At 67.7% G+C, this 26,365-nt stretch carries 11 protein-coding genes; 3 read left to right on the top strand and 8 right to left on the bottom strand.

The annotated features are described in order from the left end of the window. Positions 1–300: 300 nt before the first annotated feature. Together FDA38_RS19590 and FDA38_RS19595 are read right to left on the bottom strand one after the other, a co-directional pair. Positions 301–2,805 carry a right-handed parallel beta-helix repeat-containing protein gene (locus tag FDA38_RS19590; RefSeq protein WP_137255552.1) on the bottom strand — a complete coding sequence of 835 codons (2,505 nt, stop codon included), beginning with the start codon at positions 2,803–2,805 and terminating at the stop codon, positions 301–303. Beyond that, positions 2,802–13,709 (bottom strand): actin cross-linking domain-containing toxin, encoded by a 10,908-nt coding sequence (locus tag FDA38_RS19595; RefSeq protein WP_137255553.1) that lies wholly within the window; start codon positions 13,707–13,709, stop codon positions 2,802–2,804. The genes FDA38_RS19590 and FDA38_RS19595 overlap by 4 nt, the downstream gene beginning before the upstream one ends. A gap of 83 nt (positions 13,710–13,792) precedes the next feature. Here FDA38_RS19595 and FDA38_RS19600 point away from each other — a divergent pair, with 83 nt between their 5' ends. Together FDA38_RS19600 and FDA38_RS19605 are read left to right on the top strand one after the other, a co-directional pair. Next, positions 13,793–14,695: a hypothetical protein gene (locus FDA38_RS19600; RefSeq protein WP_137255554.1), complete on the top strand. Its 903-nt coding sequence runs from the start codon at positions 13,793–13,795 to the stop codon at positions 14,693–14,695. A gap of 28 nt (positions 14,696–14,723) precedes the next feature. Then, on the top strand, positions 14,724–15,032 hold the full coding sequence (locus FDA38_RS19605) for a hypothetical protein (RefSeq protein WP_137255555.1): 309 nt from the start codon (positions 14,724–14,726) through the stop codon (positions 15,030–15,032). Here the strand turns inward: FDA38_RS19605 and FDA38_RS19610 are convergent. The 4 genes from FDA38_RS19610 to FDA38_RS19625 form a co-directional block, all read right to left on the bottom strand. Further along, complete coding sequence (locus FDA38_RS19610; RefSeq protein WP_202877763.1) at positions 15,016–16,866, bottom strand: DUF222 domain-containing protein; 1,851 nt, start codon at positions 16,864–16,866, stop codon at positions 15,016–15,018. The genes FDA38_RS19605 and FDA38_RS19610 overlap by 17 nt on opposite strands. A 308-nt stretch (positions 16,867–17,174) precedes the next feature. Next, on the bottom strand, positions 17,175–21,674 hold the full coding sequence (locus FDA38_RS19615) for an FtsK/SpoIIIE domain-containing protein (protein WP_137255556.1): 4,500 nt from the start codon (positions 21,672–21,674) through the stop codon (positions 17,175–17,177). Then, complete coding sequence (locus FDA38_RS19620) at positions 21,665–22,708, bottom strand: hypothetical protein (protein ID WP_137255557.1); 1,044 nt, start codon at positions 22,706–22,708, stop codon at positions 21,665–21,667. Before FDA38_RS19620 ends, FDA38_RS19615 begins: the two co-directional genes overlap by 10 nt. Further along, positions 22,705–23,238: a sigma-70 family RNA polymerase sigma factor gene (locus tag FDA38_RS19625; RefSeq protein ID WP_137255558.1), complete on the bottom strand. Its 534-nt coding sequence runs from the start codon at positions 23,236–23,238 to the stop codon at positions 22,705–22,707. Before FDA38_RS19625 ends, FDA38_RS19620 begins: the two co-directional genes overlap by 4 nt. 225 nt (positions 23,239–23,463) lie before the next feature. Between FDA38_RS19625 and FDA38_RS19630 the strand changes: the two genes are divergently transcribed. Next, positions 23,464–24,411, top strand: coding sequence for an RICIN domain-containing protein (locus FDA38_RS19630; protein ID WP_137255559.1), 948 nt, complete (start codon positions 23,464–23,466; stop codon positions 24,409–24,411). Here the strand turns inward: FDA38_RS19630 and FDA38_RS19635 are convergent. Both FDA38_RS19635 and FDA38_RS19640 read right to left on the bottom strand, forming a co-directional pair. Continuing rightward, a complete protein-coding gene (locus FDA38_RS19635) occupies positions 24,408–25,310 on the bottom strand; it encodes a 1,4-dihydroxy-2-naphthoyl-CoA synthase (protein ID WP_137255560.1) in 903 nt (300 codons plus the stop codon). The two genes, FDA38_RS19630 and FDA38_RS19635, sit on opposite strands and share 4 nt — an antisense overlap. A gap of 14 nt (positions 25,311–25,324) precedes the next feature. Beyond that, positions 25,325–26,338 (bottom strand): LacI family DNA-binding transcriptional regulator, encoded by a 1,014-nt coding sequence (locus FDA38_RS19640; RefSeq protein WP_137255561.1) that lies wholly within the window; start codon positions 26,336–26,338, stop codon positions 25,325–25,327. Positions 26,339–26,365 lie beyond the last annotated feature (27 nt).

The raw sequence follows: 26,365 nt of genomic DNA on the forward strand, positions 1-26,365 counted from the left end.
CGGTCCGACTGAACCACCAACTGCACAGCCTCTGCCCGAAACTGCGCACTAAACCGCCGACGCTTCTCGGTCATAAACAGATCCTCCTCGCTCCAGAGCACCTGTCCAACAACCTCGATACACCTCAGGGGTGGGTGGGCAGCGTGCGGTGCAGGCGCGCCGAGGAGCGGAGCGACGAGAGGCGGCTGCGTAGCGCGCGGGGGCTGGCGCAGTACGCGGGGGCTGGCGCAGTACGCGGGGGCTGGCGCAGTACGCGGGGGCTGGCGCAGTACGCGGGGGCTGGCGCAGTACGTGGGGAACTCAGTAGGTGGTTGGGAGGTCGGCGGCTTCTAGGCTGACTAGTTGGTCGGGGGTGGGGGCGGTTAGTTCGGAGAGGCGGTGGGCTTGGCGTTCGGTCATGGCTTGGAAGATTTGGCGGGCGGAGCGGCCGTTGCCGAAGCCTTCGCCTCGGGGGAGTTGCTCGAAGAGGTCGGAGAGGGCGACGCGGGCGTCGGGGGTCACCTCGTACTGATGCCCGCCGGCCTGGTGTTCGACGATCGCGACCAGCTCGGCCGCGGTGTAGTCCTCGAACATCAGTGTCCGGGTGAAGCGCGATGAGAGACCGGGGTTCGACCCGATGAACCGCGACATGTCATTCACGTACCCGGCCACGATCACGACGAGGTCGTCGCGGTGGTCCTCCATCAGTTTCACCAACGTCGCAATGGCTTCCGCGCCGAAGTCGTTGCCGATGCCAACGGGTGCCAGCGAGTACGCCTCGTCGATGAAGAGCACCCCGCCGAGCGCCTGGTTCACCGCCGCAGTCGTCTTCGGCCCGGTGTGACCGACGTACTCACCGACGAGCGCCGTACGGTCGACCTCGACCAGATGGCCGCGACGCAGCAACCCGAGCGCCTTCAGCACCCGTCCGTACAGCCGCGCGACCGTCGTCTTACCCGTACCAGGATTCCCCGCGAACACCAGATGCCGCGACAACGGCGGAGCAGGCAGCCCCGCCTCCTGCCGCATCCGGACCGTCTGCATCAGCTTCACCATCGACTGCACATCGCGCTTCACACGATCCAGACCGACCTGCTGCTCGAGCTCCTCCAGCACGTCCTCGAGCGTCTCGTCGTCCGGCGGCATGCTCTCGGCGAGCGTCCCAACCGGCGTCACCACCGGAGCGCCAGCAGCCGCAACACCAGCCGCAACAGCCGACTCCGCAACCATCGGCACGCCATCGATCGTGCAGTCCTCGAACGTCGGGTTCGCGCCGTCCTCCTGCCCGAGCGCCTCAACACAGTCCCGCACCCGCAGATGCTGGAACGTCGGCGCAGCCCCCTTGCTCAGATGCAACGCTGGGTACTTCGTCCCCGTCACATCACAATCGGCGTACGTCCCAGCCGCCTTCTCCGCAAGGAAGATCCCGTTCTTCGCCACCCCCGCCACCCGCAACGCCCGCACCGAAGGCCGAGCCCCCGACCACACCACGAGCCCGGACCCATCGCAGTCCTCGATCGTCGTCGCAGCGATCTCCGCGGCCGCACTACTCCCGACCACGATCCCGGCAGCCTTCCCCCCGCTGACCCGAACCGCCTCCAGACTCGCCAGCCCCTCGCCCGCCAGCTCGATCCCGGTCCCGACCGATCCACTCACCGACGACCCACGGAACCCGGTCGCCACACTCGACTCCAGCCGTACGCCGGTCCCGCTGCCGCCAACCCGGCAATCCTCCGCCTCAGCGCTCGCCGCATCCACCACCGACAACCCGGTCAACCCAACGTCAGCGATCCCACACCGCGTCAGCTCCACCCGCGACGTCGCAGTCGCATGTACGCCGTGCTCCGCGCCCTGCCGGATCAAGCAGTCCGTCAGCCGCACAACCGCAGTACCCGTCAGATGAACAGCGCTGTACGTCGACCGATCGAACCGACTGTCCGTCAGCGCCGCAGTCGCAGAATCCGACACCAGCAACGCGTTCGCCCCCGCGTCCGACACGATGCAGTCAGCCCCGGCGAGATCCGCCTGGTCCTGCACCACCAGCGCACTGGCCCGCGTACTCCGCACCCGGCAGTCGGTCAGCACGACCTTCGCCGTACCCGCGGCATGCACCCCCGGCCCACCGGCCTGATCGATCCGTACGTCGGTCAGCGCAGCCGTCGACGAATCCTCCAGCAGTACGCCGGCCATCCCACTCTGCCGGATCACGCCATCGGTCAGCTCCAGCCGACTCGCACCCCGCAGCCGAAACCCATACCCGGACGTAACGTTCAACCGGAGCCGCGAAGCGTCGAGGAAGGCGTTGCCGGACAGCACGACACCGATCCCGTCCACAGTGTCGATCACCGTGTCCTCGACCTTTGCCCGAACCCGCCCAGACAGATGCAGCCCGGCCAACCGACCCTTCTCGACCCGCGTCCGACGCAGCATCACGGTCGTCACGCCGTACCCGCTCAGGTCCGACCCCTGCCCAGTTTCGTTGCCCCGAGCATGGATCCGCCCGCCGCTCACGACGCAGTCCTCGAGCAACAATCCCGCGCCAGGCGCCACCCCAACAGCAGGCGGCCCGCCGTCATCGGCACCGCGCACAGTGATCCCACGCAACGTGCATTCGAGGCCCTCAGCAACGATCACCGGCTCACCCGGAACGCCGGAGAGAGTCACCACGCCCTCTGCCACAACGGCGACGGACCGGTCCAGTCGCAGTTGTTCGGCGTACTCGCCGGCGCTCACCACGATCACATCCCCGGGCGCGGCGGCTCGCAGCGCCTCCGAGATCCGGCGGAACGTTCCGCGCCCCTTTGCGGCCACGTAGCGGTTCGTCACTGCGCCCCTCCCACGCCCGGCGGAACCCACAGGCCGGACGACGTCAGCACCGGCTGCGGCACCGTAACATTCCCCGGCAGCACCAGTGCCGACGTGGTCCCCTGGCCCGAGCCTTGGTACCACGACGGATTGATCGACGACCGGATCGCGCTGGTCAGGAACACGCTCTGGATCGACTTCTCGAACATCTTGAACGGGATCTGCAAGAAGAAGTCGGCGAAGCCCTGCCGATGGAAGAACCGCGACCCACCGAACCCGAGTGCGATGTTCTTCACCAGCGCCGTGCTGACACCCGACGTAAACGAAGCAACCGCATTGATCGCGCCGTCCCCGACCGCGTCCCAGCCGCTCAGCTTCACCTTGTGGCCGTCGGCATCGGTAATCCCGAAGATCGCCGCATTCATCGTGCCGTTGACGAAACCGGCCAGCACCGACGGCCCGAGGTTGAAGCCGAAGTCGAAGCTTCCGGCTCGCCACCGGGTAGCGACTTCGTTGCCGGCCCACTCGTTCGACCAGTTCTTGTCGTGGTTGAGCGGCCGCCGGTTCCAGTGCTTGCCGCCGTCAACGTTGGACAGACCCATCTTGAGCTCGCGCAACGATCCGCCGAGCTTGGTCTCGGTCAGCGCAGTACCGACGCCGGTCTTGATGGTCGCGCTAACGGCCGCATTCATCAATGACTTCAGCGCATCCTGACCGGTGAACGGCTTGTTCTGCGCCTCGGCGATGATCGCGTTGACGATCAGGTTCGCGGCGAACTCCAGGATGAACTCCTGGGAGAACTCGAGCATCGCCTTCTGCGCGATCACCTTCCACGCCGGTGCGTACCGCGCCTCCCGGAACGCCGCGCCACCCGGAGGTACGACCGTGCTGCCGCGCAGAGTCCAGTCATCATGCGTCATCCACGGCATCCGCTGCGGCTCCCGCACCCGCCGGCCCCAGCCGCGGATCTCCGTCAGCACGCCGCGGAAGTCGTACTCGTTGCCGGTCAGGTGCAACCGGCCGTCCCGCATCTCGAAGACCAGCCCGTTGTCGGACCGCTCGCCGATGACGTTCCCGTCGCGGTCGTACAGCTTCCACTGACCGCGCCACGAATCCGTCTCGAGGAAGTTGTCCCCGGACGGCTTCCGCTCGTGTACGACGGTGCCGTGGTCGAACTCCTTCCACCGGCCGAAGTCCGTCGTACCGTTCGCGACGTGGTACTCGCGGACCCGCACCGGCGCGCCGTCGACGTGCACCGGCGTCTCGCGGACGACGACCGGCGCCGCGCCGTCGACACCCGGGATCTGGTCGCGGCTGTAACCGCGGCCGGACTGCCAGTCGCGGTGCCAGATGCCGTCGCCGCTGCTCCAGACCCGTTCCAGATCGGTCGACCCCGCCACTCGGTTGCCGAGCTTGTCGAACTCGCTGCTGTGCCAGCGCCCCAGTGACCACCAGGACTCGACGTACCGACCGCCGTCGAGCATCCGCCGATCCCGCACGAGGTTGCCAGCGGCATCGAAGTCGCGGAACGAGTCGTCCCAGGACAGCCGCTCGTCCCAGGAACCGCGGAAGTACTCGCGGTTGCCGCCACGGCCGCCGATTTCGGTGCCGTTGACATCGACCTCGCGCCAGGTCCAGCGGGACGAATCGGTCGCACCGATGCCCTCGACGAAGATGCCGTCGCGGTCGAGGGAGCGGGTCGAGATCCCGGTCAGGTTGCCATGCGCGTCGCGGTCGGTCCAGAGCATGCGGATGTTCGAGGCGGAGTACTCACGGACGACACCACCCGGTCGGCTCTCGCGGACGACCACCCACTCGTCGTTGACCAGCTTGAAGTCCTGCCAACTGTCGCCGTTCGTGACCCGCCAGCCGCGGTCCACGCCTGCTTCCCAGGCCACGCCACCCTGCGGATGCGCGGTGGCCGGCGGCCGGGCGTGGTCGCCGACCTTGATCTTGGTCCCGTCGCCGAGGACCCCGGACGACCGGACGAAGGCGCCCTGAGCGTTGACGTCGACGATGCCGCCGTCCATCCCGACGTACCGGGTGCCGTGCTGGTTGCCCTTGGCCCAGCTGAAGATCTGGAACCGGCTGTCCTGGCCGGGGTGCGGGTTGCTCTGGATGCCGTCGCGGAACCACACCGGCGGCCGCTGTTCGCCCTGGCGGGTGACGACCAGCAGCTCGTCGCCGAGGTTGATCGCGCTGCCGGAGTCCTTGCCCTGGCGCGCGTGCTGCAGCCAGGTGCCGTCCCTGGTGATCGCGCCATCCACGCCACGCGTCATCGTGAACTCGCGGTACTGACCGGCCGTCTCGGGTGCGTGCCAAGCGCCCCACTTCTGCTGGGCGACCACGGACTCGGTCCCGCCTGGCCGGGTGAAGGTGTCGGTCCATCCGTCGCCGACGCGCTCCAGTTTGCGGTCGCCCTGGGCGATCAGCGACGCGTGGTCGTCGTACCGGAACCAGTTCCAACTGCCGTCGCCCTGCTTCGTGGCGAGCACGTGCCCGGTCGAGCTGTTGTACTTCTGCAGGCCGTCGCGGTACTCGCGGATCGTACGGAACGACTGATCCGTGTCCCGCCAGCCGGTGCCCGCGGTGTCGAAGTGCCGCGACCCGTGGCCCGTGCGCACGCCACCGTCGTACGTGATCCAGCTCGTACTGCGGTCGAACCGACCGAAGCCCAGCGTGTCGGTCTTGCGGAAGCTGTCGAGCACGGATCCGTCGGGCAGCCAGCGGCGTTCGAACACCTCGACAGGCTTGCCGGTCGAGCTCATCAGCTTGATCCGACCGTTCGTGAGCCCGGCGACGTCGACCTTGCCCTTGTGGAAGGCGCCGGTGCCGACGGTCGCGCCGTTCAGCCGCTCCCACGTGTTGTCGGTGCGGTTGACGACGTACGTGAAACCGGTCGGGCGGCCGTTGCGGACGACGGGGAAGCCCTGCTGGGTCAGGTGGCCGTCGCGCCCGAACACGTGGAACTCTCCGTGGCGCGGGCTGCCCGGGCTGTGGACGTCCAGCCGGATCACGCCGTTCGCGTCGATGTTCGATCGGTACGGCGTGTGCAGCGCCGTACCGTCTGCTGCGGTCCAGGTGATCGCGCCGTTCTGGTCGCGGGTGATGCGGCCGCCGACGACACCGAGCGCGTGTCCGTCGAGGTCGGTGACTTCACGCAGCACTGCGCCGTTGAGGTCGAAGACGTCGAAGCCGCCGGCGCGGGTGACTGTGATCTCGCCGGCGTTGATGGTGACATCGCGGCCCGGAATCGGTTGATAGGCGCCGTCCAGCCGGCGCGCGCCGGTCGCGCCGATCTCCAGGAACCCGTCCTGGCCGGGCAGGTTGACCTGATGCCCGTTCGCCCGGAAGACACCGTCGTTGTCGTGGAGCCGGTAGTTGCCGTTGTCAACGACCCGGTAGCCGCCGCCGGGCACGTGCTGCGCGGTCGCCGTCGTACCGGCGGGGTCGTGCAGGACGATCGTGTTGTTGGCGTTGTGGATGATCGTCTGGTTGCCGCCGAGCGGGATGCGGCGGTCGAGGTAGATCCCGGCGCCGTCGAAGGTCCGCGCGGTCCCGTTGGCCTCGGCGATCCGGAAGCCGCCACCGTCGAGCGTCTCGATCGTCCCCGGCAGGCGCCCGCCCGCGTTGTCGACAAGCACCGGATCCATCCCGTGCGCGCGGTACAGGAACACCTGGCCCGGGTGCGCGGGGTCGGCCACCCGGATGCCGCTACCCCGATGGATGCCGGTCTGGTCGAACCAGCGCACGTCGCCGATCGCGTCGTCCGAGACTCGGAAGATTCCGTCGCCGAGCTGCTCGACCCGGGTGTGCGGCAGTTGCGCGCCGTTCAGATCCGTGGCGTGGAAACCGCCGGCACCGTTGCCCTCGGCAAATCTCGTGTCCTGCACGTTGAACGGGTCCCGCAGGACGACGCCGTCGCTGAGATGGGTGCCATCGGCACCGAACCGCTGCATCTGTCCGCGGGTGCCGATGACGCGGAGGTCGCCCCCGGGCAACGCGTGCACCTGGGCGTTCGGGATCTGCGTGCCGTGTACGTCGACAAGCTGCATGCCGCGACCGTCGACATTCAGCGTGAAGCGGTTCGCATCCAGCCTGATGCCGTCGCCCCGCAGTACGCCGTTGCCGTCGTACAGCTGGGTGCGACCGTCGGGGCCGGTCAGGCGGAAGCCGTCGTCGCCGAAGTCGGTGAGGGTGAGGTGCTGGGCGTTGGGGCCGGTGACGTGCGGCGTACCGCCCTTGGGGCGGACGACTGTGTGGTTGTTGAAGGCGCCGCCCAGTGGGTGTTGCTGGATCTGGGGCAGCTGGACGGGGCGGACGATGACCGGTTCCTGGCCGGCGAGGACCTGGTCCCAGGCCCGCGGGTTGTGCGTCATCATCCACTCGGCTTTCTGCTGGACCGTGGAGATCGTGATGACGCGCTGGTCGTTCTTCGTGGCGTGGTTCGGGAACTTGTCGCGGAACCAGCCGGCGAAGTCGCCGCTGTTGTCGGCGTGGCTGATGTAGCCGTTGATGTTCTTGACCGCAGCGGGGCGACCGGCACCGAGATCGGCGAGCAGGTCGGTGATCGAGGCGACGGGGAGCTTCTGCGTCGGGACGAGGTGCTTCAGCCCGTCGGGCACCGTGCGGAACTCGAACAGCAGCGCCTTCTCGCCGCCGATCACCGCGTCGTTGATGCCATGCCCGGCGACCTCGCCGCCGCCGAGGATGTACGACTTGGACTCGCGCCAGATGGTGCCGTCGCCGATCGACGGCATGTCGCGGAGGAGCTTGAGGGTTGCGGCCTTGTCGACGTCCGAGAGGCCGTCGAGCACGATGTTCGGGCGGGTCCGCGGGAGTACGGCCCAGTCGTTCTTCACCGCCGGGTCGGTCAGGCTGTGGAACGGCGAGGCGCCGGGGTGGCCGCCGATCGGGATCCCGTGCTTGTCGACCTGCTTCGCGGTGAAGCTGATGATCGACTTCAGATACGTGTACGCCGACTCGACCGTCTCGGGGTTGTCGAGCGTGTTGTGGTCGAGGTTGCGTACGGCGTCGTCGTTGCGGAACTCGGCGTTGTACCAGGGGTTGTCGCGGAGCAGTCGCAGCTCGTTCGTCGTACCGCTGCCGAAGTCGGCCGCCTTCACGCCGACCGTCAACTGCTGCCCGCCGAGCGGCATCGTCACCGAGCCGACGTCGTCCAGCTGCATGCCGCTGCCGCCGGCGATCACGTGGCGGGTGTTCGTGATCTCGAGCTTGAACCGACCGTCGGCGGAGACGATCGAGTCCATCGGGTGGTGGTTCGCGGTGTTGAGCCGATTCTTGAACGTGTCGAGCAGGAACTGCGTGGCGTCGTCCCGAAGCGCGATCCCTGCTTGGTCGCCGAGCCGGGACGGGTAGTTGACGAGCTCGACGGTATGCGTGGTCCAGTTGCCGTTGTGCGCGACCGGCAGGTTGCCCGGGTTGCGGTAGATCCCGTTACTCATGTCCTTGGTCACCATCACCAGGGACTCGTCCGTATCCACCTTCTTCACAAACGCAAACACCCGATGCGACCCCTCAGGCATCGCAACCACAAACCCACCCAGTTCACTCTCAGTCCCAAACGACGCCTCATCAAACGCCTTCCCAAACTCCGGAGCCACAACCCGCTGCGGCCGAGCAGGAAGGTGCGCCCCCGGCAACTGCCCGCGCCCCCCAACGGCAGGAGCAGGCGGCGGAGGCGGAGCCAAATGCCCGACCGAAGGAGGCGGAGGCGGAGCACCATGCACACCAGACGCGGGTACGCCGTGACCGCCCGGCGGCGGAGCCGCATGCGCGGCGTGACCGAGGGGCGGGGGCGGAGGGGGCGGCGGAGCGCCATGGGTTGTCGGGGTCGGCACGTCGTGCGGCGCCGGCCCATGCGTCTCGGCGAGGTGCGCAGCCGCAGGCTGCGCCTGCGTGAGGTGCGCCGGAGGCTGCGGCTGCGTGACGTGCGCCGGAGGCTGCGGGGGAGCGCCGTGACCAACGGACGACGGCACTCCGTGTCCACCTGGCGGCGGTGGTGGGGGTGGGACCGGCGAGTGGCCCGCCGCTGGAGGCGGAGGTGGGGTGAGGTGGGTTTCGGGCAGGTCTGGTGTGGAGTCGCCGTGCATGCCGCCGACTAGGCGGGGGCGGTCCTTCAAGGACTGGGTTAGGAGGTCGGATAGTTGTTGTTGGATGTCGGCGACCTTCAGGCCGGGGTGCTTTGTTTCGAAGGCGGTTTTGGCTAGGTCTAGCTTGTTTTGCGCGGTCCAGAGTTTGATGAAGGCTTTTCCGCCGACGGAGGGACCATTGGACGGACCGTCGGCGCGGTGGCCGTACAGCCGGATGTCGTGGAGTGCGGCGTCGACCTGAGCCTGTGCACGCTGGACGTTGACGAAATCGTCCATCTTCGCGCCGACCATCGCGTCGGTGTCCCCCGGCGAACGGAACACCTCGAAGCGCGCCGCGAAGTCGGCATCCCACGCCTGCGCGATCCCCTTGCCCTTGCCCGGTACCTGGTCCCACGACGCCGGCTTCGGCATCCCCAGGAACTGGTCGTTGTTGTGCAGCACGTTCCCGCGCAGATCCGTGGCCAGGTTCGCGAAGTCCTGTCCCTTCCACGCCTTGTCGAACTGGTTCGCCCCGTCCGCGGTCCAGATCACCCGCACCGAGTCCGTCTGCGGATCCCGCAGTACGGTGATCGTCAGCTCGTCCGCCGACCCCGGCTTCATCACATGGACCGTGTGCGACAGCCCGTCCACGCTCGTCGTCGCCCGCGTGGTGACATCGCCCAGCCCCTCGAACCCACGCAGATTGCCCGTCTCGAACGACTTCACGAAGTCCCCGAACGCCGCCTCCGACGACATCCCCGGCCACTTCGCCGTGATCACCTCGTCGAACGCCGACGCCGGAATCGGCTCCGCCTTGACCGGAATGATCCGATGCCCGTTCTCGACGAAGTCCGGCCCGGTCCGGGTGAACTTCGTCGGCCCGAGCGTGATCTCCCACTGGTCCTGGTTCCACGCCCGCGCCTCACCGCCGCCCGGGTGATACCCGTCCGGATACGACATCGCGAGCTTGCTCTGATTCGGCGGTACGTCGACCTTGAACACGACCCGGTTCGAATCGACCCCGTTCTTCGCCCAGTCGTCCTGGAACTTCAGCGTGCTCGACGTCGAGATCGGCAACCGCTCGATGAACTCGTCCGCCTGCGCAGCGATCGGATCCATCGACACCCCGCGATACACCGTGATGTGATCCGCAGCCCCCTTGAACTGCAGGTCCTTCGCGACCGTGTCGAAGTTCTTCACCTTCGCGACCAGCGTCCCGTCGGCCAGCGCGGTCGGGTTCACGTACCCGCCGTACCCGCGCTTCGACGTGAACGACCCGCCGGTCACGTCCTTCATCAGGTTCTCGACCGCCTTGTTGCCGGCCGCCTCGGTCAGGTGCGTCCGCGACAGATCAACCTGCGCATTCCACCGAGCCAGGTCGTCACCGCCCAAATGCGGCGGCGGAACCGGCCGCGCCATCTGCCCAGTCGCGGTGTCCCCGATGCCGTGGAACTCACCCGACCGCGAGTACGTCAGCGGACCGTGCGGCGAGGCCACCACCAACCCGTCATCGCCGACCTTCACCGACCACTTGCCGTCGACGACCCCGCTGTCGAGATTGCCGAGCTTGCCCTCGAGCGACACCGGCTTGCCGTCGAACAGACCGCCCTGAAGCGGGAACGACTCACCCACATGGTTGGCCCGCCCACCGAACCCGAGACTGTACGTCCACGTCCGACCGTTCCCACTGATAGTCAGCGTCTTGCCCACAACCGTCGACGTGAACTCCTCCGACCCCGGCCCATGCACCGACACCTGCCCGCCGTTGACGTCGAATTTCACGCCGGCGTGCCCAGGTACGTCGTACGTCATCGTCCGACCCGCACCGAGCAGCCGCGGTCGCACGTTCAGCGAATCGGTCGTGATGTCGTCCAGCTGCTTCTGGATCGCGTCGACGCTCAGATCGTGCTTGCCCTGGAACGCGTTCTTCGCCAGGTCCAGCTCGTGCTGCGCACCGTGCAGATCGATATGAACCTGATCGCCGACCGACGGCGCGTTCGACGGGCCATCGATCCGTTCGCCGTGGATCGCGACATTCTCGTTCGCGAGGTCGAAGTTGCGCTGCGCCTGCTGTACGCCGGTGAAGTCGTCCATCTTCGCGTCGACCATCGCATCGGTGTCGCCCGGCTTCTTGAACACACCCGCCTTGGCCGCGAGGTCCCCGTTCCACGCCGCGTTGATCGACTGACTCTCGAGCTTCCCATTCGCCCCGTAGTGCCAGGTCATCCCGTCCTTGCCCAGCACCTGCACGCCGCCGGTGTCGAGCGCCCGGATCGTGAGCTGATCAGGTACGGCGGTCCCGTCGAGACTCGTGATCCGGAACCCGCCGTCCGGCTGCCGGATCAGCACCCGGTCGTCGATCCGCGCAAGCCCGTCCGCCTTCGTCAGCCGAACGCCCTGATCAACGACAACCCCATTGCTGTCGAACCGCGTCGTCGCGCCGGTCGACGTGTCCGTGAACCGCAGCCCGCCACCGCTCAGCGGATCGAGCCGCCCGTTCGGGCCGCCACCATGCAGGTTGAACTGCGTCACCCCGCCCTCGAACCGCTCGACCTTCACCACCAGCCCCGGATGATCGGGCAGCCCGTTCAGCGGGATCTCGCTCTTACCGGGGCTGAACGTATGCGTCTGCGCCTGCGGTTGCAGCGGTACGTCGGTCTTCGGCACGCTCACCGGCTGGACATGAGCCGTCGGCGGGGTCGTGACGTTCTGCACGCCGGCGAACGACGGCGTATCGGCCCGAAGGTTGCCCGGGGCACCGACCTTGAGATCGGCCGGCCCGCCGGTGACGAGATCGAGCGCGGCGTTCACCCGGTCGACGCTCGGCGGCGTGTTCACCACGTGACCGGTCCCGTTCGTCGCGGGGGTCGGCGTACGCGTGATCTCGTCGAGCGAGAGCCGGAGATGGTTCGCCTGGAAGCCGTGCGAGACGCCTTCGTTGATCGAGCTCGCGAAGTGCGGCGAGATCGTCGGGGTGTTGTTCCGCAGGCCGGAGCTGACCAGGTCGCCGACGCTGGTCGACGCCGGCGTGGCGACGTGCAGCGAGCCGACGTTCGCGGTGGTCGGCGTGCTTACGTTCATCCCCGCGTGCGTGAACGACGTCGCGCTGCCGGGGATCGCGACGTTCTGGGTCACGTTGTTGACGCCGACACCGGGGATCCCGATGTGGTTGGAGGTCGGCAGGTTCTCGACCAGCCCGTGGATGCCGTTCACACCACTGACGCCGTTGACCGACGGCTGCCCGATGTGCGGCGACGGGAAGTTGGTCGTCAGGCTCGACATACCGGCCGTTGCCGGCACATGTACGCCGCCTGGCGTGACCACCGTCGGGGTGTTCACACTCTGCCCGAGGTTGGTGGTCATCGGCGGCAGGTGCAGGTCGTCGAATGCTTTACCGGCGTTGATCCCGGACTCGGTCGCGAAGCCGAAGCCGTTGATGTGGACGGCCGGCTCGAGCTTCGGCGGCTGCAGCATCCCCTTGAAGAACACGTTGACGTTCTCCATGAACGTCAACTTCGGGGTATTGATCGGGATCGCGCTGACCGTGTGCCCGAGCGCACTCACCATCGGCAGACCGAACACGTGCTGGCCGGCCAGGCCGCGCCCGAACACGCCGACCTTCAGCGCCTGGGTGAAGGCCTGGAAGTCGGTCATGCCGAGCGCCTTGAAGGCCCGGATCTCGTCGGCCGCGACCGGCAGGATCAGCCGGGTCCACTGCAGGCCGCCGAAGTGCGCGGAGATGAACTGCTTGCCGCCGTTCCAGACCGTGCCGATACCTCGGCCGATCGCGCTGAAGCCGCGGACGATCGTGGCCGGCAGTTGCGTGAACGCCGTACCGAACTTGCCGAGGGCCCCGAGTGTGATCGAGCCGAAGTTCGCGCCGAAGTTGCCGACCGAGATCGCGAAGTTCCGGATGTTCGAGACCACGAACAGCCCGGTCTCCTTGATCGACAGCGTCGCGATGAACGGCAGCCCTTTCAGCCCGGTCATCGCCTTGAACAGGAAGTCCTTGCTGAAGATGGTCCGGAACGCGTTCGCGATGCCCTTGACGCCGGCGCCGATGCCCTGCGCGATGCCCTTGATGATGCTGAAGATCGGCAGCGCCTTCGTGGTCGGCGCGATCAGTCCGAGGCCGGCCAGGAACAGGTCGAGGAAGCTGGCGTCACCCTTGGCGACGTCGACGATCGTCTTGATGAACAGCGCCAGGTTGACGCCGAGCGCGAGCAGCGCGATCGGGCCGCCGAAGATCAGCGCCGGGATGATCAGGATGATCGCCAGCCACTTGAACGCCTCCCAGAACGCCTCGCAGTCGGAGATCGGCAGCTGGATGTCGGAGACGCCGTTGATTCGGCCGGAGTACGTCGACGCCTGGTCGGACTGGTCCCGCCCGGCCTGCTCGGCGATCCCCTTCTGGGTGTCGCGCTCCGGGTCGTCCTCCTTCAGACCGCGGCCGGCGGCCAGCGCGGCGTCGGCCTTGCGCTGCTGCTCCTCGACCACTCCACGCCAGTCGCGCAAGGCCTGGGCCGAGGTCTCGAACGCGTTCGCGACGTCCTCGACATGCCCGCGCAACCGGTCGTCGACCTTGCCGCGCAGCGCGTCGGCGGTCTGACCGACGAACACGCTGTCGTTGTTGGTGTTCATCACCGACTGGATCGCGTTGAAGATGTCCCGCGCCTTGCCGCCGAGTTTCTGCAGCACCTCGGCGAGCTGGCCGATCGTCTCGGGCTCGCCCGGCGTCGGGTCCCCACCGAGTCCGATGGCGTCCCAGTCGTCGGCCGTGCCATCGACACCCTCCCTGGTGATCCGGTCTCCACTCAGACCACGCGGCAGCACCCGTCGAGGTTCAGATCGAAATGAACCCGGCCCCGGGCTCGCGCGTGGTCGGAGTGGAACCGGTGGCGTTCGAAGGAGGGGCTGTGCCGGACAAGCTCAAGATGAACTACAACCTGCTGAACGATGCGAAGCGCAATCTTGAAGACCTGGCGAACAACATCGAGCCGACGCTGAACGACAGCCTGTTCGCGACGCTCGCCGGCCAGGACAGCTCCAGCATCCTCGGCAGCAGCGTGATCGACACCGCCATCACCGACCTGCACACGAACGCGCAGGGCACGATGACCAAGGCCGAGAAGGGCCTGAAGCAGCTGGCCGGCTCGTTCGGGTCGGTGGGCGAGGCGTTCCTGCAGTTCGACGCCGAGATCGCCCAGGGCATGAACGTGACCAACAGCAACTTGGCGCTGTCGAACTGGAACCGGCAGAAGGAGCAGTGGGACTACTACCAGGCCCACAAGGACGAGTGCGACAAGGTCCCGGCCGGCCAGAAGAAGCCGGACTTCTGCAGCGCCACCGATCCCGGCCAGCAGCCGCTGGACCAGACGATCACCACCGACCGCGGCAACATCCACACCCACTTGACCCTGGACGACAAGGGCAACGTGGTGAAGGAGGAGACCACGGTCACGTACGACGGGAAGACGTACACGTCGACCACGACGTACACCGAGGACAAGCATCACCTGATCACGGACTCGACGTACCCGGACGGCAGCACGGTGCACGACGACACGCACCTCAAGGACGACGGCAGCAGTACGACGACCACCACGAGTACGGATGCCGACGGCAAGAAGGACACCAGCGACATCGCGCTGAGCGGCGACGGCAGCGGGACCAAGCACTCGACGAACAGCGACGGTACGACGCACGACTACACCCGCGGCCCGGACAACTCCGACGGGACCTCGGCCGACTGGGTCGAGACCCAGGAGAGCATCGACCGCAACACCCCGGACGACACCTACATCCCCGTGACCATGTGAGTCACACCGACCGAAAGGCACCGCAGTCATGGCGTACGACGGCATCAACCTCGAGTACGGCAAGATCACCGAGGTCGCCAACCTCCTGCACAACGCCCACGAGCAGATCGTTCCGCTGATCGTCAACCTGCGGAACAAGGTGAACCACCTGGTCGAGGACGGCCTGGTCTTCAAGCAGTCCAGCGAGGTCATCCGCAACACGTACAACCAGTTCGACACCAGCCTGAACCTCGCCGTCAAGGGCATCGAAGACTTCAAGGAAATGTTCAACAGCATCATGAAAAACGCCGAAGACTTCGACAAGGGCATCAGCGACAGCCTCAACCAGAAGAAGTAGTACGAAGGGCAACTGCCCGGCCGGGTTCGGCGTACAGCGCCGGCCCGGCTGACGCCACGCGGTGGGTTCCGGTGGGGTCGACGTGGAACGTGAACCCGTGGGGTGTCGTCCATTCCAGGGTTTTGAGGTCGACGCGGCGGACGTTCCAGCCGCGGGCGTGGGTTTTGACCCGGTGCGCGTAGCGGCTGAGCGGCGCGAGATTGCGGGTGCTGGTCTGGCCGGCAGCGCCGGCGGGGTGGCGTGGGTCGTAGGGCTGGATGTGGTCGAGGTCGATGGTGCGGTGGGTTTCGCGGCTGCCGTACGGGAACAGTTCGACGGGGTGGGTGAGTCGGACGCGTTCGCGGATCCGGGTGGGGATCTCGTAGGCGTCGACGCTGACGGCGTCGTTGAGGTCGATCACGGGCTTGACGACGTACGGCCCGTGTCCGACGAGTTCGGTGAGCTGGTCGGCGAGCATCGGACCGATTCCCTCGGCGCGCAGCACACCGTTGCCGGTGGCAAGCGTGTGATCGGTGAGGTGCACGAAGACCTCGGTCCGCGCAGGACGCAGCTGTCCCGTCGAGCCTGTGGGATGTGTGTGCGCCGCTCGCCTGATCTCGGCCAGCCGAGCGTCGAGCGCCCGTTGGGCGGCGGCGTCCATTGGGGTTCCTGAATCGGGCTCGGTCCGCGGACCGGGAACGTAGCTCATCGGCCGACTGTCGAACGGATCGGTCGCCGGATCCGGCTCGCATAGCTCGAAGTCGCGTGGTTCGACCAGATCAAGCGGATCGGGCAGGTGGACCGGGTTGGGGAGAGCGGGCACGCCCGACTTCATGGACGTCCTACGGTCGGGTCCGCAGTGCGGGCTAGTCAGGTCGCGGTGGACGGCGGGTTGAGCGGCGTTCGTCGGGTCTGTCTCGCTTGCGGGCGTGCCGTCGTATCGGCGGCTTGCTGGGCGAGTCGCTGTACCGCGCCGGTTCGTGCGCGGGGACGAGGCAGGAGCCGAGTCGGTCGAGTCGGCGGAGTCGGCGGAGTCGGTATCCGTCGGGGTTGTGGGAGTTGGGGGGTTGGGAGTTGGGTGGTTGCGGGCTTGGGTGAGGAGTTCTTGGGTGTAGCGGGGGTCGGCGATGATGCCGATGGCGTCGGCTCGGCGGTGTTGGAGGTGGCGGGTGTCGCCGAAGGTTTTCAGGGCGTCGGCGATCGCGGCGATCGTTGCGTCGTGGCGGATTACTGCGGCGGCGGGAGCCTTGGCGAACAAGGTCTTGTTGCCGTGATCGTCGCTGCGGCCGACGAACACGCCGCGCTCATCAGCTGCCTCGGCGGCCTCGTCGCGGGCCAGTTCGGGATCGGCGTGGAGTTTGGCGGCGCGGATGATCTTGTCGAGGCGGTACGGCGTGATCGAGTCGATCAGCGGGGCGACGCGGCGGTCGACGTACGCGGCGGCTGTTTCGGACAGTTTCAGGCAGGCCGACGCGAGCTGACGCGCCTTCCACGGGGTGGCGTCACCGGCTTGTACGCGCGCCCAGGTGAACGGGAACCGGTGCCGCAGCGCCAACGCCTCGCCGATGAACCGCGCGGCCACCATCGGCGAGATCCCCAGCACGACACCGAACTCGGCGACCGCGAACTCCGCGATCTCCGGGCAGCCTTCACCACCCAGCACCACGGCCCGCTCGCGCCCACCACTGGGACGGCGACCAGGCCGGACGCCACACGCGGACGGGTGGAACCTGTCGGCGTAGATCTGGGCGTGCTCCAGCAGCCGCGCGTCGGCCCGATTGGCCATCACGCGATGCTCGACGGCCGACTCCAGCAGCTCGGCCGTCGAGAGCTCATCCAGATCATTCTCGAACATGTGTTCGATTCTATCTGTTCGCGTCCCATCCTCCAAATCGACCCAGACCGACAAAGGCCCTTATTTACAAGACGAACACGCACGCCGAGAGCAGGCAATCGGGCCTCGCGCGCTGGCGCTTCGCAGGAGTTGGTTGCGTCAACCGAACCAGCTCCAGCAGACGATCCGCGCCGACGCGGTAGTCGGCCTGGGTGCACCCTCGGCCCTCGGGCACCGCTCTCCCAGCTCACCCGCATCTAAGCCGATCAGCGGATGCCTGCTGCCCACGACGACTGCCGCTGGACCGCCGGGCCCAGCCAGGCACTCATTTACTGCTGGAGCTTCAGGACCGTGAGGGGGACCTGGACGGCTACGGGTTGGGAGGCGGGGCCGGTGGTCCAGGCTCGGCCTTGGCGGGGGGTGGAGCGGGTTATGTTGGCGCCTAGGCGGACGCCGATCAACTCGCCGTCGCTGAAGGAGCGGGCCTCGAGCAACAATCCGCTGCGGGCCCGTCGCGCCGCGGAGGCCCAGCCGCTCATGCCGGACTGGAAGCCGTCGGTGGTGGCGGCGAAGACCAGGGCCAGGCCCTGGTCGCGCCCCGAGACCACGATGTCCTTCAGCAGCTTGTCCGCGGCAGACGTCATCACCAGGTCCGCGTCGTCGATCATCACGACCTTCGGGCCCGCGGGCAGCTGATCCAGCGCACCCCGCAGTACGTCCTCGGACGGGTCCGCCTGATCCATCAGCGTGACGTGCGGGTGCCGCGCCAGCATCCGCAGCGGCGACTCGCGCGGAGTCATCACAACCAACGACGACCCACCGGCAAGCAACGAGACCGCCAAGCAGGACAGCGCATTGCTCCGCCCAGACCCAGGCGAACCGAGCACGACGTACGACGAACCCACGCCGGCCAGATCCACCCCAACAGCCCCTACCTCATCCCCACCGATCCCGATCAGACCCCACTGCGGCCGCCGATCCGCCGCCGCGACCCGCTCATAAGCCTCGGCGAACTCAATCGCCGACGGCAACTCAGCGATCCGGAACGGCCGACGCGCAGCCGCCACCTTCGCATCCCGCTTCGCAGCCTCGGCAGCAATCGACGTGATCGCCTCGACCTGCTCCGCACCGCCACCAACAGCAAGCACCGCGACCTGCGTCTCAGTCCCAGTCAGCACATGCCAACCACGCCCAGGCGCCACATTCGACGGAATCTTCGTCCGCAACCCAACGCCCTGGTAATCGGTCCGATCCGCCTGCCGAAGCAGCAGCTTGTGATCGTTGTGCGACGCAAGCCTCCCGCCCAGCAACGACCGCTCCGACGTAGCGATCACATGAATCCCGAGACCAGCGCCCTCACGCAGCAACCGCATCACGTCCTGCTGCAGGTGGTTGTGATCGCTGTCATCCAACGAAGCCGACAACGCATCCCAACCGTCGATCAGCACCAGCACATGAGCCGGCCGCTCACCCTTCGGCAACGCCTTGCGCAGCTCGTTCAGCCCAGCCGCATGGTGCTTGCCGGCCAGCTCCTGCCGCTCACTCAACTCCTGGTTCAGCTTCCGCAGCAGCCGCGTCATCCGCTCCATGTCATGCCGCGAGACGATCGCCCCGCAATGCGGCAGCTTCTCCAACGGCGTCAGCCCACCACCAGCAGCGTCAATCCCATAGATGTGCAGGTCAGCCACACTCAAGTACTTCGCCGCAGACCCAGCCATCGTCCGCAACGTCTGCGTCCGCCCCGACCGCGGCGCCCCGATCACATACAGATGCCCGAAGGTCTCAAAGTCGAGCCCTGCAACCCGCTGCTGCTGCAACGCCGGAATATCCTCCAGCGCGTACGGCGCAAACATCGGCGTCGCGCTCGTATCCGGCAGCTCGTCGAGCAAGATCTGCGCCCCAAGCGCCGGCTTCCACGGCTGCGGCTGTACGGCGAAGTCCGGCAACTCAGCTGCCGCCGCACGCAGCGCCTGGACCAACGCCTGCAGGTCCGTCGGCGCCGGCGCAGCCGGCTGATCCGCCTCCGGCTCAGGCTCCGCGTCCCGATCGACAGCCTTCCCAAGCTCCGTCCACGGCAGATCCGTTACCGTCATCCCAGCCGGATCGGCCGGACCAGCCGGCTCCTCCTGACCATCCGTCCGCTCGGCCCCGACCCACGCGGTCTGGAACAGATCCGCCAGCCGCGGCCCACGCCGGATCAGCGCCCGCCCCGGAATCCCCGGACTGATCGACGCAGCCTCATTCACGTCAACCACGTCCTGGCTCTCGGCCTGGTCCGTGACCCGGAGCGCGATGCGCAGGTTCGTGTTGGCCCGGATATCCCCAGTAACCACACCAGCCGGTCGCTGAGTTGCCAGGATCAGATGAATCCCGAGCGACCGCCCACGCTGCGCAATCCCGATCAGCCCCGGCACGAAGTCCGGAATCTCCCGCACCATCGCAGCGAACTCATCGATCACCAGCAACAACCGCGGCAACCGAGCCAGCTCTGGGTTCGCCGCCCGCTTGGCCTGATAGTCCGGCAGATCCTTCGCGTCCGCAGCGGCCAGGATCCGCTCCCGCCGCCGCAACTCAGCCTCCAGCGACTCCAACACCCGCTCAACCAGATGCGCGTCGAGGTCGGTCACCATCCCCAACGTGTGCGGCAGCCCCGCGCACTCTTTGAACGCACTGCCGCCCTTGTAGTCAACAAGCACAAAGGTCAACTCGTCCGGCCGGTTAGCGACCGCGAGCGACGCAACCATCGTCTGCAAGAGCTCCGACTTACCCGATCCCGTCGTACCCGCGATCAGTCCATGCGGGCCATCAGCAACCAAGTCAACGGTGAACTTCCCGTCGAAGTCACTACCCAGCACGAACGACGTACTCGCAGGCCGTCGTCGCCAACGAGTCACGATGTCGTCGGGAACCGGCGGTTCGAGATCGAGCTCGTCCAGAAGCTTCACCATCTTCGGCAGACCGGCATCATGATCCGGACTCACATCGCGAACCGGCGCCAGCGACCGGGCGATCTGCTCGCACCACTCCGCCGAGACCAGGTCGGCACGCACGTTCTTCTGATCCGGGATCCCAGGACGCCGTACGACCAACGTCTCGTCCTCGGCCAGCACCACCCCGCTGCACTCCTGCGGCAGCAGCCGCTCATCCCGATCCAGGCAAACGGCGTACACCCCGACGGCAGGACCCTCGTTGAGCACCTGCACGAACCCCGGTACGTCGCGGAGCCGGCGGGACCCGTCCGCGATCACCATGATCTCGTTCTCGAGCATCGGCTGCCGCTCGCTCGACGCCTCCATCCGCCGATGACGTCCTTGCACCTGCGACACCAGCTCACCGATCCGCGCCGCTGTGGTCGCCTCGTCGTTCGCGATCAGCACCGCCGCGGGCGCCTTGTCCGGCCGCAGCTGCGGCAGCCACCGCACCCAGTCCCAGTCCTCGGCCGTATCCACATCAGCCAGTACGACGATCCGCAGCGACTGCGGCGAATGCAGTACGGCGGCCTGCACCGTCAGCCAACGCGCCAGCCCGCGCACAGTCGACGCAGGCCCCGCGATACCGAGCACGCCATGCCCACGCAGCGGTACGGCGATCGGCGCGTCCGGGATCGTCCACCGGATCGTCCGGTGGTTCTCCTCCCGCCCCTGGTCGTCGAGCTCCTTCAGCGACGCCTGATCAGCGGTCCCGACCCGCAGCAGCAGGTAGTCCGGGTCGTGACGGCGACGTTCCCACAACCGGCTGCCCGGCCGGGTCGCGAGCTGCGCGATCCGCACCGGGTCCGGCGCCGTCAGGTTGCGGATCACGCGTTCACGGGCGACCGCGACGGCGATCTCCTCGTCGAGCGCGGCCTTGCGGGCGAAGTACAACTGCCGGGCAATGATGTGGTCGACCCGGTTGGTCTTCCGGCTGGAGAAGAAGTTCATCCCCATCATCATTGGGCTGACCAACGTAAAGACGAGGAAGTAGTACGAGTTGAACAGCGCGACCATGACGAGGCCGAGCACCAGCGGCATCAGCACGACCGGCCACGGGAACGGCCGGTTCGACGGTGGCGCCGGCGGCGGTGGCAGCCGGAGCTTCTCCTCGTCGAGGTGCGGCGCGAGCCGCGGCGGGCGGTTGTAGTCGAGCGTGAACCCGTCGTCGGCCACCCGGATCGCGGCCATCGGCTCGAGCTCCCCGCTGCAGCGCAGCAGCACCGGCCCGACCACGAGGTCCTCGTCCGGCGGCCACTCGCTCAGCTGACCAACTGGCACCGTCCCAGGATCGACGGCCCGCTGCGGCTCGGGCTCGGCCTCGAGCTCCTCGTCGCGCGAACGGGTCGCCGCCGTCGCCGCGTCGTCCGCAGGCGGCCCGATCCGCCGACTCAACACCTCGCCACCGACATCCGCGGTCCGATGCCAGTAAGCCTCGCCGCTCGCGCCGACCGTGACCCACAGACCACGAGCAGGTACGCCGTCACCCTCCAGCCTGATCGCACACTGCGGATCAGAGCCGATCTCATGGCTACCCGGCCCGACCCGCCACACCCGCCCAGCCTGCGGGCCGGAGACGGCGTGCAGCTCGACAACGACCGGCGCGTGCCCCTCCGGCGCACCCTGCAGCAGATCAGGTACGTCGACCGGCCCGCCGACGCCGATCACACGACCTTCGCGTACTCCGGACCGGGACAGCGGCACACTCGGGTCGAGGCGCTTGCGACCGAGGAACAACGTCGTACCAGGCTTGCCCAGGCCGTCCGCGAAGCCAGCGACCGACAGCCCGCGCGGAACCCGCACGATCTTGTCTGCTCGGGCGCCGGAGCGGGACTCGACCGTGGTCAGGTTCAGCTCCACGATGCCGTCTTCCCCTCGTCTGAGGTCAGTGCTGAGACGCCGACGGTGCCGGCCGACACGTCCAGATCACTCAGGTCGTCAGTGCTCACGGCCGCCGGGCTGAACGGCACACCGCTCTCGAACTCGTGCGGTGGCAGCCGCCGGATCGACCGCGCCACAGCCTTTGCCAACGGCAACGGATCGATCCGCAACCACGGTGGAGCGCCGAGCAGCCGCAGACTCTGATCAGGCATTGCCTCCAGCAACCGACTGCTACCGCGCGCGACGCCCAAGCTCAGCATCCGCCGACCCGCCGGCAGTGGTCCGGCCAACGGTCCGACGCCGACCACGAACCATGCGCCGAGCCGCCGCGCGGCCTCCTCGAGCGGCATCCCGTCATGCCGCGGATGGATGCCCTCAGCAACCTCAATCGCGCCGACCGGCAGCCGTACGTCGAGCTGCGCAGCCATCGCCTGCACCACCGCGCGCGCCGTCCGGTCCACGCCGTACACCGAAAGGGTGCGCGGGCCGGACAGCAGGTCGAGCATGATCACGTACCCGCCACCGGCGTCCGTGCCGACACAGACGAGCAGCGGCATCTCCCGCACCGAAACGCTCTCGGGCAGGTCCGCGCGGTCGATCCACCACAGCCGCGGATCCTGCGAGTCCGCGCTCCATGGCTTCGGCGGTTCCAGCTCGGAGGCTCCTGCGACCAGCACTCCGATCCGCTGCTTCGCAAGCGCCACGGCGTACGGCGCCATGCCAGGACTGATGCCCGCAGCCGCGACGATCGCGCGCTCGGCCTCTGCCCAACCCTCGCTGTCGCGCAGGACCTGGCTCAGCAGCCGCAACCGGCGACGGTATCGACGACGGGCGGCTATCGGCTCGACGAACGCCCGTACGGTCTGCCTGATCTGACGGCTGATCCAGCCGAGCAACTTCTTCCAGCCGCCGAGCCGACGGACCACGAGGTTGACCAGGATGATGACGGCCAGCGCGATGCCGATGTACCCCAGCACCCCGCGCACGCCGCCGCCCCCGAACGCCGAATTCATGCCGCGACTCCAGTCCAATCGGCGCGGGCGAGCTCGGCCCGGATCAGCCGGACCGCGTTGTGCGCGCGCGACTTCACCGTCCCGACCGGTACGCCGAGAACCGCCGCGACCTCCTCGCCGGCGTGACCCAGCAGGTGTACGCGGGCGAGCACCTCGCGATGGGCCGGCGACAGCCGCTGCATCATCTCGATCAGCACCCGGCGGTCGATGACCTGCTCGGCCGGGTCAGGCTGGCTGTGCGGCTCCTCGAGCTCGCTCGCACCGAGCCCGACGGGTACGGCGCGGCCGTCGCGGCGATGGTGATCGATGACCAGGTTGCGGGCGACGCGGAACAACCACATCCGCACCGGCCGGTCCTGCCAGTCGATCCGGTCGGCCAGCTGCCAGGCGCGCAACATCGTCTCCTGGACCACGTCCTCGGCGGCATGGCTGTCCCGGCCGAGGATGCTGCCGACGTACCGGCGAAGGCTTTCCCGCTCTGCCAGACAGAGCTCCATGACAGTGGTCCGGCGGGCTCGCTCGTCGTACATGGATCTCCCTCGTGGGCGACGCTAAGCGGAGAACCTGGCGTGGCTCAAAATAGGTTGAGAACGCTCTCATGACAACGCCAATAGATGAACACTCAGCAACAATCTGATCTCATGCAGTGATCGGGGTCACCTTTTCGCCCGACGTTTGACGCCGACGGGTTGGCCGGGTGATCCTCAGCCTCAGACACGCTCACCGCCCTTCCGTCCCAGAGCACAGGAGCTGACGTGCGGTCACGCCGATCACCCGGTTCAACCCGGTTCGCGGACACCTTCGCCAGTCGACCCGGCCTACCCCGGATCAGCCGCCTGCCCGACCGGCGCGCCTGGTCGACCACCGCCGTCGTCGCCGCCATGGTCGGCGGGATCGTGATCGGCGCCACCGCGATCACCGGTGGCGGGTCCGGCCCGACGACCACGACCGACGTCGCGTACGTGCCACAGAGCCGGCCGACGGTGACACCGACCGTCACGATCACGCCGACACCGGAGACGATCGCCGGGCCGACGAAGACGACGACCGTCAAGGGCGATCCGCAACAGGTCGTGAAGACCGTCGTGATGCCAGGCGTCACGATCACGCTGCCTCCGACCACGGTCACCGCCAAGCCGCCACTGGCCGGCAAACCGCCGACCGCAACGGTCACCGCGACGACGACCGCCACGGCCACCGCCACGACAACGGCGACCACAACCACGAAGGTCACCACGACCGTCAGCGCGAAGCCGCCGGCAAAGACCACCGCACCCCGCGGCGTGACGACCCAAGGGCCTCCGGCCGTGGCCAGCGCGCCGGTCACCTTGCTGAACAACGGATCCAACCGCTGCATCGACGTACAGAACGCGTCAGACGGTGTCGGCAAGGACGGAACGCCCTTGCAGGTCTGGGATTGCAACCACGGCGCGAACCAGGAGTGGGTCTTCCAGCCCGACGGCACCGTCCGTTCGATGGGCCTGTGCATGGACCTGGCCTGGGCCTCGACCGCGGACGGTACTCAGGTCCAGCTGGTCAACTGCAACGGCGGCTGGGCCCAGAAGTTTGCCCTCAGCAACCAGAACGAGCTGGTCAACCCGAGCGCCGGCAAGTGCGTCACAGCCGATGCCGCCGGCAACGGAGGCCGCCTGACCCTGCGCGGCTGCACCGGCGGCACCAACCAGAAGTGGCACAAACCCTAGAAAGCGTAGGGGTACGGCGACCAGTCGGGGTCGCGCTTCTCCAGGAAGGAGTCGCGGCCCTCGGCGGCCTCGTCGGTGCCGTAGGCGAGCCGGGTTGCCTCGCCCGCGAACAACTGCTGGCCGACCAGACCATCATCGATCAGGTTGAACGCGTACTTCAGCATCCGTTGCGCGGTCGGCGATTTCGCGCAGATCTTCTTGCCCCACTCGAGCGCGACCGCCTCGAGCTCCGCGTGCGGGACGACCTTGTTCACCATCCCCATCCGGTACGCGTCCTCGGCGGAGTACTCGTCGCCGAGGAAGAAGATCTCCCGCGCGAACTTCTGCCCGACCTGCCGCGCCAGGTACGCCGATCCGAACCCGCCGTCGAACGACGCCACGTCCGCATCGGTCTGCTTGAACCGCGCATGCTCCGCCGACGCCAACGTCAGATCCGCGACCACATGCAGACTGTGCCCGCCACCAGCGGCCCACCCCGGCACGACGCAGATCACGACCTTCGACATGAAGCGGATCAGCCGTTGTACTTCGAGAATGTGCAACCGACCCGCACGCGCCGGATCGATCGAGTCCGCCGTCGTACCCTCGGCGTACTTGTAACCGTCCTTGCCGCGGATCCGCTGATCGCCACCGGAGCAGAACGCCCACCCGCCGTCCTTCGGCGACGGACCGTTGCCGGTGAGCAGCACGCACCCGACGTCGGTCGACATCCGGGCGTGGTCGAGCACGCGGTACAGCTCGTCGACCGTCTGCGGCCGGAACGCGTTGCGTACTTCGGGCCGGTTGAACGCGATCCGCACCACGCCGGCATCGACTGCCCGGTGATAGGTGATGTCGGTCAGCTCGAAGCCGTCCACCTGCTTCCAGGCCGACGGGTCGAAGATCTCGGAGACAGTCACCCCGTGAGCATATTTCAGGGCTTCGCGGTGCTCTCCCGCAGTACTACTTCAGCCTTGAACGTCTCGGTCGTCACGTCGCCGCCCTCGATCGCCAGCTCGAGTGCACGCCGGCCCATCTGCTCCAACGGCAGCCGCACGGTCGTCAGACCGGGCCACACGTCGCGCAGCGTCGCGATGTCGTCGAATCCCGCGACCCCGAGCTTGCCCGGTACGTCGACCCCACGCGTCCGCAACGCGGACATCGCGCCGACCGCCATCACATCGTTCACCGCGAACAGGCAGTCCACATCCGCCTGCCGATCAAGCAGTTGCTCGGCAGCGGCGTACCCGCCGTCGCGGGTGAAGTCGCCGGACTGGATCGCTACCGGCTGCAACCCCGCCTCGGCCAGTCCCTCGACGAATCCGGCCCGCCGATCCCGTGCCGTCGCAAGCGTCTCCGGACCACCCAGTACGGCGAACTTCCGCCACCCGAGCGCGACCAGCGCGCGGGCCAGATCGGCCGACCCGGTGCGGTTGTCCGGCTCGACCGTGTGCGCCGGCATCCCGGACTGACTGACCAGTGCGAGACCCGCACCGGAGTTCAGGAAGTTCTCCACCTCGGACGCCGTCCGGGACAGACTCTCGGCATCGGTCCGCCGGCTACCGATCATCACCGCAGCACGTGCCCGTTGGGCCCGCAACGACGACAGGTAAGCGATCTCGCGATCGGAGTCCCGGAACGTGCTGGCCATCATCACCAGCAGGTTGCGTTCGTCGGCGGCGCGCATCACACCGTTCGCGATCGCGGCGAAGTACGGGTCCTCGATGTCGTGCACCAGGATGCCGACGACGTTGGTCGACGACTTGGCCAGCGCCTGTGCCTGCGCGTTCGGCGTGTAGCCGAGCTCGTCGGCGGCTGCCTTGACCCGTTCCTGCAGTTCCGGACGGGGAACACGGTCCCCGCCGTTCAGCACGCGGGAGGCGGTCGCGACCGACACACCCGCACGTTGTGCAACGTCCAGCAATGTCACCGGTGCTCGCAGATTCACTGGCCTACCCTTTCGTGCGTCCCCCCG

Origin of the sequence: Kribbella jiaozuonensis, assembly GCF_005233875.1 — a bacterium.
GTDB classification, from domain to species: Bacteria; Actinomycetota; Actinomycetes; order Propionibacteriales; family Kribbellaceae; genus Kribbella; species Kribbella jiaozuonensis.